General features: G+C 72.3%; 3 protein-coding genes. All 3 read right to left on the reverse strand.

Features of this window, described 5'->3' with window-relative positions:
• Positions 1-11: 11 nt before the first annotated feature.
• Genes QK440_RS31885 through QK440_RS31895 form a run of 3 tightly spaced genes read right to left on the reverse strand, consistent with a single transcriptional unit; the run spans position 12 to position 17161 of the window.
• Positions 12-1016 (reverse strand): 3-oxoacyl-[acyl-carrier-protein] synthase III C-terminal domain-containing protein, encoded by a 1005-nt coding sequence (locus tag QK440_RS31885; protein ID WP_282796721.1) that lies wholly within the window; start codon positions 1014-1016, stop codon positions 12-14.
• The gene (locus QK440_RS31890; RefSeq protein ID WP_282796722.1) at positions 1017-8084 is read right to left on the reverse strand and encodes a non-ribosomal peptide synthetase; all 7068 of its coding nucleotides are present in this window, start codon (positions 8082-8084) and stop codon (positions 1017-1019) included.
• Complete coding sequence (locus QK440_RS31895; RefSeq protein WP_282796723.1) at positions 8081-17161, reverse strand: non-ribosomal peptide synthetase; 9081 nt, start codon at positions 17159-17161, stop codon at positions 8081-8083. The genes QK440_RS31890 and QK440_RS31895 overlap by 4 nt, the downstream gene beginning before the upstream one ends.
• Positions 17162-17174 lie beyond the last annotated feature (13 nt).

The raw sequence follows: 17174 nt of genomic DNA on the forward strand, positions 1-17174 counted from the left end.
TGATCTCTTTCTCACAAGTAGTGGGTTGCGGTGCCGTTTCCGATCTCCACGAGCAGCAGACTCCACGCGGCGACCGGACTGGCGCTGATCAGGACCGCCCGCTGTCCGTCGCCGAGGACGCCGCGCTCGAGTTCCGTGTGGAGGTTCACCAGGACGTCGTTCGGGCCGAGGTGGCCGTATCGCCGGAGGTTGTCGAAGCAGGTGGTGCTGATCTTGATGCCGAGTGACTCCTCGGTGAACCGGAAGCCGCCCAGCGAGAGGTTGTGGCTGAGGTAGCAGGAGATGTCCGCCGTCGTGAGGCCATTGCGCTCGAGCAGCCGCCGGTGCATTGCGCGCAGCCGGTTGCGGGTCTCCACGGCGAGTTTGAAGGAGTACGTGCGCTGGTCGCGGCACTCCTCGCGCCAGTGCGCGGTGGGGCGGTCCCGGTAGTCGACGTGGAAGAGGTCCCAGTACTCGCCATTGGTCTCCTGGACGATGTCGAGGATGCGGACCGGTCCGCTGCGAGAGATCACCGCCGCCGCGCCGCCGTCGCCGCTGACGGTCACAGGGTGCCGGTAGCGCTGCGGGGTCGGCGGCTTGCTGCCGTGTGCCACCAGGACGTAGTCCAGGTCACGGTCGGCCGCGAGCAGTCCGCGGGCGGCGAGCAGCGCCGGGGTGAGCGAGACACAGCCGAGGCCGCCGACGGAGAACGTCAGCGCCCCGTCGGCGCCGAGCAGCGCCTGGAGCCGGGTGGCATGCGACGACATCAACTGCTCAGGGGCGCGGGAGTCGATAAGGATCAGTGCGCCGATCTCGGACCCGGTCAGCTCCGCTTGGGTCAGGGCCCGGCCGGCGGCCCCGGCGGCGAGGTCCAGCGCGGACAGCGAGTCGTCCGCGCGGACCTCGTCGATGCCGAGCCGGGCGCAGGTCTCGCGTTCGGCCGCGCCGAGCCGGTCGAGGCCCGGCAGCCCGGCGACGGGCAGGGCGCCGTCGGGCTGGTGGACCGCCACCGCTGCGAAGGCTGTCGGCAGTGCCATTCAGCCGTGCCCGTTCTGTGCGGCGGCGAGCTCGGCGAAGGCCTCGACGAGGAGGTCGGCGAAGGCCTCCATCTCGGCCTGGGTGATCGAACCACGGTGCACGATGTTGAGCTCGAGCACTCCGCCCATCACATGCGTCTCGACCACGATTGGCACGTAGCTGAGCAGCGAGGTCGGTCGGCCCGGCAGCGTCGACCGGCGCATGCGGACGGCGGCGCCGCCCAGCTTGGCGAGCCCGTTGTTGGCGCTGGCCAGGTGCTCTACTAGCACCGGGGGCTCCGGCAGCGCCCGCAGCTCCGCCACCGCGGGGGTCTCGGGGCTGAGGTGGCGCGCGACGCCGTATCCGATGCCGTCGTTGGGCACCGACCGCAGCGCCGCGGCGGCGGCCGGAAGGGCCTCCGCGACGCCGGCCCCGGGCGCCACCCGCAGGAAGGCCGGGAACATGTGGGTGAACCAGCCGATCGATGCGGTGCGGTCGCCGTGCCACAGGGCGTGCGGCGAGGCGCCCATGCCCAGGGTGCTCAGGAAGGCGTCCGGCCGGCCGCGCCACCGGGACCAGGCCACGGCGACCGCGGCCATTGAGGCGGCCTGGCTTGCCTGACCGCTCTCGGTGAGCTGCGCCGCCACCTGGTCCGCCGCGACCTCACGCTGGACGAGTCCGGGTGCTGCGTCCTTTGCCCCGTTCTCGGGTACGGGCTCCGCCGCCCCCTCCGCCGCGCTCAGTATCCCCTTCCAGTACGGCAGTTCGCCGGCCACCTCGTCGGACGTGGCCATGGCGCGCAGCAGATGCGTCCATTCCCGCCAGGCGGTGCGGCGCCCGGCGGTGGGACCAGTCCCGGCCAGGGCGGCGTCGAGGTCCTCCACCAGCGGCACGATGGCCAGGGCGTCGTAGACGAAGTGGTGGATCGCCAGCAGGATCACACCGGGCAGGTCGGCGCCGCGGTCGTAGAACCTCACCCGGAGCACCGGGCCACGTCGCAGGTCGATGTCCGCCAGCAGCTCGTCGAAGTCGGCCTTCATACGCGCCTGCAGTTGGTCTTCGTCGAGCGGCGGCAGCACCCTGGCGTCGACGACCGGCGTGGTCTCGCGCTCCGCACACTCGATGCGCCAGCCGAGGTCGTTGTGCCGGAAGCGGTAGCGCAGCGGCTCGTGCAGCTCGACGAGGCGCTCGAACGCCGCGCGCACCGTGTCCGCCTGGATGCCCGGGGCCGTCTCCAGTACCGCGGGTGAGACGAAGTCCAGGGCGCCGTCGGGCGCGGTGTTCTGCAGGGCCCGGATCAGCGGCGTCGGCGGGATCGGCTCGCCGGGCACGGGCGCCGTCGCGGCGGTGGCGACCGCCTCCGGCACGGCAGCGGGAACGGGCCGGGCCGCCGCGGCCTGCTCGCGCAGCGTCGGGTGCTGGAGGACGTCGTGCGGGGTGAGGTGCAGCCCGGCCTTTGCGGCGCGCGCGGCGATGCTCACGCTGAGCAGCGAGTCTCCGCCGATCTTGAAGAAGTTGTCGTCGGGCGCCACTTGGGCGACGCCGAGGAGGTCCGCCCAGATCTCGCCGAGGATCCGCTCGGCCTCGCGTCCCGCTGCGTCGGTGACCGCTCCCGGGACCACGGCCGTGGTCACCGACGTCAGCTCGTCGCTCGTGTGCTGGTCGAACACCGCGCTCTCCTTCATGCTCTTGCGGTCGAGCTTTCCGTTGCTCGTCCGGGGCAGCTGGTCATGGCGTTGTACGCGGCCGGGCCGCATGTGCTCCGGTAGCTCCCTGGCCACCCATGCCGTCAGCTCCGCTTCGTCGGGCAGTGATTCGCCCGCGATGTGGGCCACCAGCAGCGGGGCGCCGGAGGGCTGCCGCTCGGCGAGGACGAGGGCCTCGCGCACCTGCGGGTGCTGCATCAGAGTCCGCTCGATGTCAGCGGGCTCCACGCGGTGACCGCGCAGCTGGAGCTGATCATCGGCGCGCCCCCGGAACTCGAAGGTGCCGTCGGGGCGGACGGCGGCCAGGTCGCCGGTGCGGTACATGCGGGCGCCGGGCTCGTCGGCGAAGGGATCGGCGACATAGCGGACCGCGGTCAGGCCGGGCCCGCGGTGGTAGCCGCGGCCGACGTGCGCGCCGCCGAGATGGACCTCGCCAGTCTCCCCCTGCGGAACGGGCTGGCCCCTGCCGTCCAGGAGGTATACGCGGGTGTTGGGGAGGGGGCGTCCGATGTCCGGGAGGTCGCCGGTACGGGCCGCGGCCTCAGCCACCCGGCCTGCGGTCACGCAGACCGCGCACTCGGTCGGTCCGTAAATGTTGAGCACCGCGAACGGAGCCTCCCGGGGCGGCCGTACGCGCAGCAGGTCGCCGCCGGTGACCAGCAGGCGCAGGGCGAGGTCCGGGACGTCGGGCAGGTCGGTGAGGACCAGCTCGGCGAGGGGGGTCGGCATGCAGGCCACGGTGATGCGCTGCTCGGCCAGCTCGCCCAGCAGGCTCTCCGGGGTCTGCAGCAGGTCCGATATGAAGCATAGCGTCGCTCCGTGGTACAGGGCCGACATGATTTCGAGCACCGCCATGTCGAAGGCGGGAGACACCGTCTGTGCGAGGCGGTCGGCGGACTTCAGCCCCGCCTCCTCGCCGAACCAGTGCAGCAGGTTGAGCAGCGCCCGGTGCTCGACCTCGCAGCCCTGAGGGCGCCCGGTCGAGCCCGAGGTGTGCGAGATGTACGCCAGGTTGGCGGCGCCGGCCCGCCGCTGTGGCACGGCGTCCGCGCCCTCGTCCGCGCTCTCGTCACCGGGGTCGGCGGTGATCGGGACGACCGGGACGCCGTCGCCGCCCTCGACCGCCATGCCCTCACCCACGATCAGCGCGCACGCGCCGACCTCGGCGAGGATGGACCGGATTCGCCGCTCGGGGACCGAAGGGTCGATGGAGGCGAAGGCCCCGCCCGCCTTGTGCACCGCGAGCCAGCCGACCACCAGGTCGGCGCCGCGTGCGGCGACCACCGGGACGGCGCTGTCCGGTCCGACGCCGTGCTCGACGAGCCGGCGCGCCACGTGGTCGGCCCGCGCGTCGATGTCCCGGAAGGTGTGGCTGCCGGTGGCGTCGACGACGGCAATCTCGTCTGGGCGCTGCGCGGCATGCTCCTGGAAGGCCTCGCTCACCAGGCGCACGTCCGGCCGGTCACGCCGGTCCCCGATGATGAGGGAGGACTCAGAGGGCTCAGAGGACTCACCCTGCCCCTGGAGGAGTTCCGCCAGGGGCACGTCCGGGTTGTTCATAGCGGCCGCGGCGACCTTCACGAACAGGTCGACGAGGCGGTGCGCGGTGGCCGGCTCGAACAGGTCGACCGCGTACTCCAGATAGCCGTCCATCACCCCGCCGTCCTGGTCGTACAGGCCGAAGGTGAGGTCGAACTTGGAGGTTCCCGGGGGGACCCCCGCAATCCCCGAGAGGTCCTCCCCGAGGCTGTCGAGGCTCTCGCCGGTCAGGCCCGCCAGTTCGAAGCCAGCCCTTACCGTGTTCTGGTGGGTGTAGCAGACTGTGAATACCGGGTGCCGTGAGGGATCGCGGTGGTCGGTCGCGGCGACGATCCTCGAGAAGGGGATCTCCTCGTGGTCGAGTACGCCGGTGGCGGTGGCCGCACAGCGAGCCACCAGGTCGCGGAAGCTCAGGCCCGGATCGACCTTCGTGCGGAACGGCAGCACATTGTTGAAGTAGCCGATCAGGTTGTGGGTGGCGGGATTGAACCGGCCCGTGGTCGCCGCGCCCACCACCACGTCCCGCTGGCCCGCCCACAGGTGCAGGACCGCGTCGACCACGGCGAGCATGGTGGCGAAGGTCGTCGCGTTCTCGCGCACGCTGAAGGCGCGCAGCTGCCCGGACAGTTCCTCCCCGAGGCCGAACGTCACCGTGTCGCCGCGGAAGGACTGCACCGCCGGACGCGGATGGTCGATCGGCAATTCGCGGGTGTCCAGGTCGTGCAGCTCGTCGTTCCACCACCGCAGTACGCGCGCGGTGCGCTCCTCGTCCAGCCACTCCCGCTGCCAGGCCGCGAAGTCGGCGAACTGGACGGGCAGGTCGGGCAGCTCGGGCCGCTGACCGGCGCGGCGGGCGTTGTAGCAGGCGGTCAGTTCCCCGAAGAAGACGGCGGGGGTCCAGCCGTCGTAGATGATGTGGTGCCAGGTGTGCAGGATCACGTGGTCCTGCTCGCCGACCTTGATCAGCAAGCTGCGGAACAGCGGTCCGCTCGCGAGGTCGAACGGTGCCGTCGCCTCCTCGGTCATCATCCGTGACAGCTCCGCGCGCCGCTGTTCGTCCGGCAGCGCCGCGAGGTCGATGAAGGCCAGGTGCGGCTCAGGCACCGCGTCGAGCGCGTACGGCCTGCCGTCCTCGTCCAGGATGCGGGTGCGCAGGATTTCGTGCCGTCCCACCACGTCACTCAGCGCTGCCCGGTACGCGTCGAGGTCAAGTTCGCCGGTGTAGCGCAGTGGGACCGGGATGTTGTAGAGCGCGGTGCCCGGCGTCAGGCGGTCCAGGTACCACAGCTGCTCCTGGTTGAGCGACAGCGGCAGCCGGCCGGGGCGCGGCACCGGGGTGATCGTCCAGTCGTCCCGCCCCGGTCCTTCGGCCCGCAGGGCGGCTATCCGCGTGGCGAGTTGGCGCAGCGTGGGGTGCTGGTGCAGGTCGTTGAAGGTGAGGCGCACGCCGAAGAGCTCCTGGGCCTGACGCAGCACCGTGATGCCGGCGATCGACGTGCCGCCGAGGTCGAAGTAGTTCGAGTCCGGGCCGACCTTCTCGGCCTTGAGGATGCCCGCCCAGATCTCGGCCAGCTGCCGCTCCAGGTCGCTGTCGGTGCCGTCCCACTCCTGAGCCGCCGTCCGCCCGGCGTCCGCCGCGCCGACCGAACCGCCAGGGGAGGATGGTGGACCGCCCGGCGGACGGCACCAGCAGGAGACCTCGTCGGCGTCGAAGGGGTAGGTGGGCGTCTCGATCCGGCGCCGCTGCGCGCCGGCGTAGTAGCGGCTCCAGTCGAGGTCCGCGCCGAGCGAGTAGAGCTCGGCGAGGGCCGTGAGCACGCCCTGCCGCGTGGGTTCCGCGAAGAGGCGTACGACCGGCAGCTCCGGCGCGACCCGAGTGATCTCCCGCGACAGGGCGCCGTCCGCGGCCAGCTCGACCAGCACCGCGCCCTCGTCGGCGAGGCTGCGGACCGCGCGGCGCAGGCCGCCCTCGTCGACCTGGCTGGTGAGCGGCGCCTCTGCGGCCTTGTGCCGGGATTCCTCGGCCGTCGCGGGGTCCTGGATGGTACGCACCGCGAGGTTGCCGATGCCGTTGCCGACCAGGCGCGCCTCGGTCAGGCCGAAGGAGCGCGCGAGTCGGTACGCCGCGTGCTGCCGGGCGAGCAGCCGGGCACCGGGCGAGGTGGCGTCCGTATCGTCCTCGGAGTCCGCTGGGCCCTCGGAGCCGGAGCCGGAGTCGGAACCCGGAGAGGCGAGTTGAGGGAAGGCCGCGCGCAGGCCCGTCCAGGTGTCGTCGCTGAGTTCGGCGTCTCCGGAGAGGAGGAAGACCACAGGGGCCTGCGCCGACGGTTCGCGCTCATCGGGGTGCTGAGCGCGCAGCAGCGCAGCCAGCTCCTGGTTGTCGTGCGCGGTCACGGCAAGGCGGTACGGGTGGTCGTCACGGCCGCGGTTCAGCACGTGCGCGATATCCGGCAGCTGGTGCCCGGTTCGGTCGAGGAAGTCGGCGACGCGTCGCGCATAAGTCTGTAGGGCCGTCCGTGACTTGGCGGATAGGGTGACCAGCTCGGCCGCGGGCTCCGGGGCCGCCGGGGCGGGTTCCGCGGCGGGCGGTTCCTCGATGACGGCGTGCACGTTGGTGCCGGTCAGGCCGAAGGCGCTCAGCCCTGCCCGGCGGGTGCTGTCCGCCCGGCGCTCCCACGCCGTGGCCGCCACGTCGACCTGGACCGGACCGGTGAAGTCGATCAGCGGGTTGGGCGTCTCGAAGTTGGGGTTCGGGTACCGGGTCCCGTGCCGCAGCCCGGCCAGGACCTTGAAGAGGCCGGCGATGCCCGAGGCGTGGTCGAGGTGTCCGAGGTTTCCCTTGACGCCGCTGATCCCGCACGGGTCGCTCCGGCCCGCCTCGGCGAAGGCCTGCCGCAGCCCTTCGACCTCGATGACGTCGCCGAGTTTAGTGCCCGAACCGTGGCACTCGATGTAGTCGAGCGAGCCAGGGCCCGCCTGCCGCCAGGCCTCGACGAGCACCTCGGCCTGCGCGCGGGCGCTCGGTGCGCTCATGCTGGCGGCGCGGGAGGCGTTGTGGTTGACGGCCGTGCCGCGCAGCACGCCGTGAATGTGGTCGCCGTCGGAGAGCGCATCGCACAGTCGTTTGAGTACGACGAGTCCGCCGCCCTCGCCGCCGGTGGTGCCGTCCGCGCCGGCGTCGAACGGACGGCACACCCCGCCCTGGGACTCCAGGCCGACTACGGGCCTGTGGTCACGCCCGGGTACCAGGATCGGATAGAGGTTGAGTCCACCGGCGAGGGCGAGGTCCGCTTGGCCGCCCTGTAATTGTCCCACGGCGACCGCGAGCGCGGTGAGGCTGCCGCTGCACGCGGTGTCCACGACCAGATTGGGGCCGTCGAAGTCGAAGAGGTAGGCGATGCGCGCGGCCACCGCGGAGGGGTGCCCGCCGAGGATCTGCTGCGGGTCGTCATCGGTGTACAGGGTGGCGTACTGGGGTTCTGGCGCGCTGAGGACGACGGAGGTGCGCGAGCCCTTCAGGGCCCCCGGCGCGTAGCCGGCGTTCTCGATGGCCCGGTGCGCGAGCTGGGCCGCCATGCGCTGGTGCGGGTCCATCAACTCCGCTTCGCGCCGGGAGAGCCCGAAGAACCGGTAGTCGAAGAGGTCGATCCGGTTCAGATAGCCCATCGCCACGTAATCGGCGTCGGTGGGCGCCCCGGCGTAGTGGACCCGCTCTTTGTCCGGTGCCCGTACGCTGATGCGGCCGTCGAGCAGGTTCCGGTGCAGCGCGTCCAGATCGTCGGCGTCCGGCAACGCCACGGCCACGCCGGTGATCGCCACGGCGTCCCGGGTCGGTTGCGTCACAGTTCATACCCCAATCTGTCTGTAGTTCCGCGGGCCGTGCGGGCGTCCAGGAGGCGGGCCATCGCCTCGACCGTGTTGTGTTCGAAAAGGGCCGACAATGGCGCCTCTTTCAGGCCCAGTTCGGCCAGCCGGTTACTCAGCGTGAGGACGGACAGGGAGGTCCCGCCGACCTCGAAGAACTTCTCGTGCACGCCGATCTCGTCCAGGCCGAGCAGCTCCGCCCAGATCGCGGCGACCGCGCGTTCGGTAGCCGTGCGCGGCAGGACTCGGGCGGCCCCACTCCCCTCGGAGCGCCGGGGGGCCGGCAGGGCGTGCCGGTCCACCTTGCCGTTCCTGGTGAGCGGCAGGGCGTCGAGCTCCATGAACTCGGACGGCACCATGTACTCCGGTAGCCGCCGCGCCAGATGCCTGCGCAGATCCTCGACACGGCCGACGGCCTCACCGGGCACACCCGGCCCGGCGGCCGGAGCGGCCGGAACCACGTACGCCACCAGCTGTGCACCTCCCGGGCCCTGCCACGCGGCCACTGCCGCCCCGGCCACTCCCGGGTGGGCCACCAGGGCCGCCTCCACCTCGCCAGGCTCGACGCGGAAGCCGCGAACCTGCACCTGGTCGTCGGCGCGTGCCTTATACACCAGCTCGCCCCTCTTCGTCCACGCCACCACGTCCCCCGTCCGATACATGCGCTCGCCGGTGCCCGCGAACGGACAGGCCACGAACCGTTCGGCCGTCACACCCGGCCGGTACACATAGCCCCGTGCCAGTCCCGACCCCGCGAGATACAGCTCGCCGTCCACACCCGGCGGCACGGGCCGCAGCCGGTCGTCCAGCACATAGGCGCGGGTGTTGTCCAGCGGCCGCCCTATCGGGAACACCGCACCGACCTGGCCGGCGTCGGTGATCCCGTTAGTGACGGCGAACACCGTCGCCTCCGTGGGCCCGTAGCCGTTGACGACCGTGACGCCGGGACAGGCCCGCAGCACCCGCGCCACCGGCTCTGCGGGCACCAGCTCACCGCCGACCAACACCTCCGTCATGCCGGCGAAGCTCTCCGGCCGCTCGTGGGCGAGCACCCCGAAGAGCCCGGAGGACATGAACGCTGCGGTCACCCGCTGCTCGGCCAACACCCCGGCAAGGGCACCGACATCCAGCTGTCCGGCCGGTGCCACCACGACCGTGCCGCCGTTCAGCAGCGGAACCCACAGCTCGTAGCACGAGATGTCGAATGTCGGCGCCGAATGCATCAGCACCCGGTCGTGGCCGCCGCCACGCCAGCGCCGGTCCGCCGCGAGATCCACCACGGCGCGGTGGCTCACCCCCGCGCCCTTGGGCAATCCGGTCGTCCCGGAGGTGTAGATGACATACGCCAACCGGTCCGGGCAGCCCGCGTCGGGACAGTCGTCGCCCGACTGTGCGGCGACGGCCCTGGCGGTGCGGGGGTCGTCGACCACGATGCGGGGGCAGGCGCCCGCAGGCAGCCCGGCGGCCACCTCCGACGTGGTGACGAGCAGCGCGACCCGCGCGTCGCGGAGCATGAAGGCGAGACGCTCCGGCGGGTGGTCGTGAGCCAGCGGCACGTAGGCGCCGCCGGCCATGAGGACGGCGAGGACCGCCACCACGTACTGGGGCGAGCGGGGCACGGCCACCGCCACTGCCGACTCGGCTGCCACGCCGCGCCGCACCAGTTCGCGCGCGAGCCGGTTGGCGCGCGCGTTCAGCTCCCGGTAGGTCAGCGACTCCGCGCCGCTGACCACCGCGACCGCGTCCGGTTCGGCCGCTGCCTGCCGGGCGAAGAGCGCGGGCACCGTCGCGTCCGGTGTGGGCACGGCCGTGTCGTTGATCTTGTGCAGGAGCCGGTGCCGTTCAGCGGGCGTCAGGGCGTCCATGGCGTCGCGCGGCGTCTGCGGCCTGGCCGTCAGCTCCGTGACGAGGTGCACGAACCGGTCCGCGAGGTCCTGCGCCGTGCTTGGCTCGAACAGGTCGGTGGCGTACTCGACGAGGCCCCGCAGTCCGTCCTCGGCACCGACCTCGAAGTGGAAGAGCAGATCGAACTTCGCGGTGCCGGTCGTGACCGCTTCCGGGACTGCCCGCAGATCGGGCAGCTCGAGTCGGCTCACACCGGTCTGCCAGGAGAACGCCACTTGGAACAGCGGGTGGTAGGCGGCGGACCGTTCGGGGTTCAGCGCCTCCACGAGCCGATCGAAGGGCACGTCCTGGTGGTCGTACGCGCCGACGGCCTTGTCCCGTACCTGCCGCACCACGGACGCGAACGTCGGGTTGCCCGCCAGGGCGACCCGCAGCACCCACGTGTTGGCGAAGAAGCCCACCAGATCCGCGAGCGCGTCGTCCGTGCGCCCGGCGATGGGTACGCCGATGGCCAGGTCGTCACCGCCGCCCCGCAGCTGCAGCAGGACGGCGAGCGCGGCCTGCAGGACCATCGGCACCGTCGCGCCCTGGGCCCGCGCCACCTCCTCGACGGCGGCGAGCACGTCGGGGCCGATGGCGAAGGCGACCGTGTCACCCCGGTGGCTGGCCACCGGCGGGCGCGAGCGGTCCAGCGGCAGCTGCGACAGCTGCGGCATCCCTTCGAGCTCGCCACGCCAGTAGGCGAGTTGACTCGCGAGCACGCTGTCCGGGTCGTCCTCGTCACCGAGCAGCTCCCGCTGCCACAGTGCGTAGTCCGCATACTGCACCGGCAGGTCGTCCCACTGCGCCACCCCGCCCCGTAGCCGGGCGTCGTAGGCGGCCTTCAGGTCCCGTGCCAGCGGCGCCATCGACTCGCCGTCCGCGGCGATGTGGTGCAGCAACAGCACGAGTACGTGCTCCTGCGGCCCGCACCGCAGTACACGCGCCCGTACCGGAATCTCCGCGGCGAGGTCGAAAGGACGGCCGATCTCCTGGGCGACCGCGGCGGACACTGCCTCCGGCGCCACCTCCTGCACCGGCGCCTCAAGGGCGACCTCGTGTGCAGGCAGCACCACCTGAACGGCGACATCCCCGTCGTCCGCCGGGTACACGGTCCGCAGACTCTCGTGCCGCAGCACCACATCCCGCAGCGCAGACCCCAGCGCGTCCGTGTCGAGGGGGCCGCTCAGGCGCACCACGAACGGCAGGTGATAGGTCGGCAGCGGCTCGATCGCGTCGAGGTACTTCAGCCGGCGCTGTGCGAACGACAGCGGCACCTGCTCGGGCCGCCCCTTCGCCCGCCGCAGCGCGGGGCGCGAGGACCGGGCGCCCGCATCCACCCGCTCCGCGAGCTGCGCCACCGTCGGGACCTCGAACACCACCTGGATCGGCAGTTCCACCCCGAGAGCCGCCCGTATCCGGTTCACCAGTCGTGTGACCAGCAGCGAATGCCCGCCCAGGTCGAAGAAGTTGTCGTCGATCCCGGCTTTCTCGACGCCGAGCACCTCCGCGAACAGTGCGCACAGGGCCTCCTCCCGCGGCGTGCGCGGCGCCCGGTGGGGGGCGGAGGCGACGAGCTCGGGGGCGGGGAGCGCCTGGTGGTCGAGCTTGCCGTTGGGCGCGAGGGGGAGGCGGTCGAGGGGGACGAAGACGCCGGGGACCATGTAGTCGGGCAGCCGCTCGGCCATAAAGTGCCGCAGTTGGTCGGGGGGCGGCGCGGTGCCGGCCGCGACGGGTACGACGTAGGCGGCCAGCCGCCGGGCACTATCGGTGCCATGGGGGAGTACGACGGCTTGGTCGACGCCCGGATGGGCGGTCAGGCAGGCCTCGATCTCGCCGGGCTCGACACGGAAGCCGCGGATCTTCACCTGGGCGTCGCCGCGGCCTGCGTACTCGAGGAGCCCCTGGTCGTTCCAGCTGGCCAGGTCGCCGGTGCGGTACATGCGCGCGCCCAGTCCCGGAGCATACGGGTCGGCCACGAACCGCTCGGCCGTCAGGCCCGCCCGCCCGTGGTAGCCGCGGCCGATGTTGCCCGCGACGTACAAGTCACCGACCACGCCCACCGGCAGCGGTTCAAGGGCCGGGCCGAGGACGTAGCAGCGCATGTTTCCGAGCGGGACACCGATCGGGGCGCTCGCCGTGGGCTCGTCGTCCGGTGCCAGGGCGTGGGTGGTGGCGTAGAACGACTCGGTCTGGCCGTAGGCGTTGACGATGCGGATGCCGGGGAGGGTGTCGCGCACGCGGCGCACCAGGGACGCGGGCAGTGCCTCACCGGCGAACACCACCGTGTCGGCGGCGATGCGGCCTCCGACCCGGTCGAGGAGCTCGGCGAAGACCGAGGGCACACTGGAGATGACGCCGCCGCGCCAGCCGTCGCGCTCGCCGAGGACGAGCACATCGCGTACGACCTCGACGGTGCCTCCGTGAGCGAGGGTGGTGACCATCTCGAACACGGAGACGTCGAAGTTGACCGAGGTGCCCGCGAGCGTGCGGGTGCCCGCCGTGATGCCGGTGCGCTCGGCGAGCTGGAGCACACCGCCCACGACGCCCTCGTGGGTGACGGTGACGCCCTTGGGCACGCCGGTCGAGCCGGATGTGTACATGACGTAGGCCGCGTTGGCACCGCTCAGGTCCCGCTCCACGCGCGCGTCCTCGGCACCGGCCGGCGCCAGAGTGTCCAGCAGGAGGCGGGGCAGTTCGGTGCGCGGCAGGGAGCCGAGGCGCTCCGTGTCGGTGAGCAGCAGCACCGGTTGCGCGTCGGCCAGGATGTGCGCTAGGCGTGCGCCCGGGTAGCGCGGGTCGACCGGCAGATAGGCGCCGCCGGCCTTGAGCACAGCGAGCAGGGCGACCACCAGATCCGCCGAGCGGGGCAGCGACACGGCGACGACAGTTTCTGGGCCGACCCCGCGCGCGATCAGCTCCCGGGCGAGCCGGTTGGCGCACCCGTCCAGCTCCCGGTAGGTCAGCGTACGGGCGCCGTGCTCGACGGCGGTCGCGTCCGGGGTGCGGGCCGCCTGCCGCTCGATGAGGCCGGGCACGGTCATGCCGGGGAGGGGCATCCCGGTGTCGTTGAACCGGCGCAGCACCATGTCCCGCTCGGCAGGGCCGAGCACGGCCGTCCGCCCGACCAGGCCGTCGGGGTCGTCGGCGAGTTGCGCGAGGATCCGCTGGAGGCTGTCCGCGATGCGCTGGACCGTGCCGCGGTCGAGGGCGTCCTGCCGGTGCTCCAGTGTCAGGCGCAGGTGCGGGGCGAGGGCGGCGTTCAGGGTCAGTGGGTAGTGGGTGGTGGTCAGTGGGCGCAGGCCGGTGATCTCGATGCCCGCGGCGGCGTGCGCGTCGGTGAGGCCGATCCGGTCCACGGGGTACGAGTCGAAGGCAACGAGCGTGTCGAACAGGACGCTCGTGCCGGTGGCCCGGTGGATGCCGGGCAGGCCGTAATGGTGGTGATCGAGGAGCCGGGCCTGGCGGTGCTGCAGATCGGTGAGGACCTCGGCGACGGTGGTGCCGGGGGCGCAGCGCACCCGGATCGGAATGGTGTTGGCGAACAGGCCGACCATCGTGTCCACCTCGGGCACTCCGGCCGGGCGTCCTGAGACCGTTGCGCCGAACACCACGTCCTGCCGTCCGGTGCGGCCGGCGAGCAGCATCCCCCAGGCGCCCTGCACCAGGGTGTTGAGGGTGATCCCGAGCCTGGCCGCCTGCCGGGACAGCGCGTCGGCGGTGTCCGGGCCGAGCGGCACCTCGACGTGCCCGTAGCGGGCGGCTGCTGGTGCGGTCTTCTCGGCTGCGGCGGCGCCGGGCGCGGCCAGCAGCGTCGGCCCGTCCACGCCGTCGAGCTCCGCGGCCCAGGCGCGGGCAGCCGCCTCCTCGTCCTGCTGGGACAGCCAGCGCAGGAAGTCCCGGTATTCGGGCGCCCGCCGCAGCCCGGAGGCGTCCCCCGCGGAACCGTACAGGCGTAGCAGGTCCTCGATGAGGAGCGGGAACGACCAGCCGTCGAGCAGCAGGTGATGTGCCGTGAGGACGAGTTCCGACCGGTTGGGGCTCAGGCTCACCAAGCCAAGGCGCAGGAGCGGCGGGACGGTCGGGTCGAAGCGGCTCTCCAGTTCCGCCGCCGCGAACTCCTCGACGGCCGCTGCCTGTCCGGCCTCGTCCAGGCCGATCGCATCGGCGTGCCGCCAGGGCAGGTCCACGTCGTGGGCCACCAGCTGCACCGGGTCCCCGGTCGTGCCGGGCACGAAGGCCGCCCGCAGATTGGGATACCGGTTGAGGAGCGCCTGCCCTGCCGTACGCATCCGTGCCGGATCCACGGGGCCGCGCAGGTGAAAGACCAACTGTATCTGATAGGCGTCGAAGGACGCGTCGGCGAGGAGCGTGTGGAAGAGGAAGCCGGACTGCAGCGGGGTCAGCGGCCACACCTCTGCGAGCCCAGGGAACTGCCGCTCCCACTGATCGATCTCGCGCTGCCCCGCCGCCACCAGCGGCACATCCGACGGAGTGAGCCCGCCCGCGCCGGGAGCTACGGCGTGCCGGGCCAGGCCCTCCAGGGCCGCACACCACTCCTCGGCCAGTTGCTGCGCCTCCTCGCGCGGGAGTACACCGGGGGGAAAGCTCCACTCGGCCTCCAGCCGCGGCCCCTCGGCGGTGTCCGCCACGAGCGCCTCGATGTGCAGCGGGGCCAGCGCGGGCATGCCGTTCGCCGGTGTCGTCAGCCCTGAGCCGGCGGTGATGTCATGGAAGCCAAACCCGCGCAGGTGCTCGGGCATGTCGGCGGCGGAGAAGCGGCCGTGGTAGTTGAGTTCGATCTGCGGCGCGGGATACTGGCGCAGTTCCGCGGCGGTCTCCGGGTTCAGATGCCGCAGCAGCCCGAAGCCGATGCCGTGGTCGGGTATGGCGAGGAGCTGTTCCTTGACGGACTTGAGCAGATCTCCAGCGGCCGGCCCGCTGGCGCGCACCTCGTCGAGATCGCACCCCGTCAGGTCGAGGCGTACGGGGAACAGGCTGGTGAACCAGCCGACCGTACGCGACAGATCTGCCCCGGGCACGATGCTCTCCTCGCGGCCGTGCCCCTCGACCCCGAGCAGCACGGACGACAACGGCGGCTCGCCCGTTCCGCGCGCCGCCTGCCTGCGGGCGACAGCTACCGCGAGGGCCGCAAGCAGCCCGTCCCGGGCGCCGCAGCGGAACGCCGCGGGCAGCGCGGTGAGGAGCGCGTCGGTGACCGGTGCCGGAAGCCGCACGCATACGGTGTCCACGGTGTCCATCCGGTCCACCGCGGGGTCGAGCCGCCGGGTGCCGAGCACCGGGTCAGGACCGTCCAGGACGGAGTGCCACAGCGGCAGTTCCCGAGCTCTGGCCTTGCTGGCCGCCTCCGCCTCGAGCGCGTGCGCCCAGCGCCGCGCGGAGGTCGTCACCGCCGGAAGGGCCGGGGGCGCGCCCGCGTGGACCGCGGACCAGGCAGCGGCGAGATCCGGCAGCAGGATGCGCCAGGACACGCCGTCCACCACCAGATGGTGGAGTACGAGGAGGAGCCGGCCCGCGCCGCCACCGGGCGCCGGGTCGAACCACACGGCTTGGGCCATCACCCCGGTAGCAGGGCGCAACCGCTTTGTAGCAGCATCCAGTTCGGCCTGGGCGACGCGCTGCCACCGGGCGTCCCAGCGGCCGTCGCAGGCGACGCGGTGGAGCAGCGCGGCGGCGTCCACCGAGCCCGTCTTCGCGACCTGCAGGATCCCGTCGCCGGTGGACTCCAGGGAGGAGCGCAGTATGTCGTGGTGGTCGAGGACCGTGGCCAGGGCGGTGGCCAGTCCGGCACCGTCGATGCCGACAGGGAGCTCGGCCAGCGCGAACATGGCGAACTGCTGCCAGTCGCCGCCGAGTTCGCTGACGTGCCGAGCGATGGGCGGCAGCGGCATTGGCCCCACCCCGCCGCCGTCGAACTCCTGCAGCACCGAGCCCGCCGGGGCACGTAACGCCGCCGCTGCCAGCCGGGCCACCGTGCGCTGCTCGAAGATCTGCCGCGGCGTGATCTCGACACCGTGCGCGCGGGCGCGCGAGACCACCTGGATGGAGCGGATGCTGTCGCCGCCGACGGCGAAGAAGTCATCGTCACTGCCGATCCGCTCCACTCCCAGCACCTCCGCGTACGCGGCGGCCAGGATGCGCTCGGCCTCGGTGCGAGGAGCTCGGTATGCGCCGCCGGTGAACTGCGGCGCGGGCAGCGCTGCGCGGTCCAGCTTGCCGTTGGCGGTCAGGGGCAGCTCGTCCAGGAGGACGAACGCGGCGGGGACCATGAAGTCGGGCAGCCGTGTCGCGGCGAAACGGCGTAGTTCGCTGGTGGAGACTCCGGCGGTGATGTCGAGGTCCTCGGTCCCGGTCGGCTGCGTGGCCGCGGGCACCACGTAGCCCACCAGCTGTGCGGCCCCGCGGTTCTCGCCCACGACCACGACCGCCTGGGCGATGCCGGGGTGTCCGGCGAGCACCGCCTCGACCTCGCCGGGCTCGATGCGCAGGCCGCGCAGTTTGACCTGGTCGTCGGTGCGGCCGAGGTATTCCAGTTGGCCGTCGGTGCCGCGGCGGACGATGTCGCCGGTGCGGTACATGCGGGATGCGGTCGGGGTGTACGGGTCGGCGACGAAGCGTTCGGCGGTCAGTGCGGGCTGATTCAGGTAGCCGCGTGCCAGGCTGGGGCCGGCGATGTAGAGCTCGCCCGGTGTGCCGGGCGGCACCGGGATGAGGTGGTGGTCCAGGACGCGGACCCGGTTGTCGGCCACGGCGGTGCCGATCGGGACGTGGTCGGAGGTGAGCGGGGCGCTGATGCTGCCGCACACCGTCGTCTCGGCGGGCCCGTAACCATTGATGAAGCGGCGGCCCGGCGCCGCCCACCGTGCGGGGAGTCCTGGTGGGCATGCTTCACCGCCCACGGTCAGCACGCGCAGGTCGGTCAGGGTGTGCGGGGCTTCTGGGGGGAGTGTTGCGGCGACGCTGGGTGGCAGCGTCACGTGGGAGATGTGCCGCTGGGCGAGGATGCGGTGGAGGTCGTCGCCGATGAGGCGGCTCTGGCTTGGTACGACCAGTGCGGCTCCGATGGTCAGGGTCTGTATCAGCTCAAAGAACGCCGCGTCGAAGCTGGGTGAGGCCACCTGCAGGACGCGGGAGTCGGTGTCCAGCGCCATTCGTTCGCGGGTG

The organism is Streptomyces sp. CC224B (assembly GCF_030010595.1).
Taxonomy (GTDB): domain Bacteria; phylum Actinomycetota; class Actinomycetes; order Streptomycetales; family Streptomycetaceae; genus Streptomyces; species Streptomyces longispororuber.

Coding starts and splice junctions, on each gene's coding strand:
- QK440_RS31885 (WP_282796721.1), bottom strand. CDS start 1,016: ATGGCACTGCCGACAGCCTTCGCAGCGGTGGCGGTCCACCAGCCCGAC.
- QK440_RS31895 (WP_282796723.1), bottom strand. CDS start 17,161: ATGGCGCTGGACACCGACTCCCGCGTCCTGCAGGTGGCCTCACCCAGC.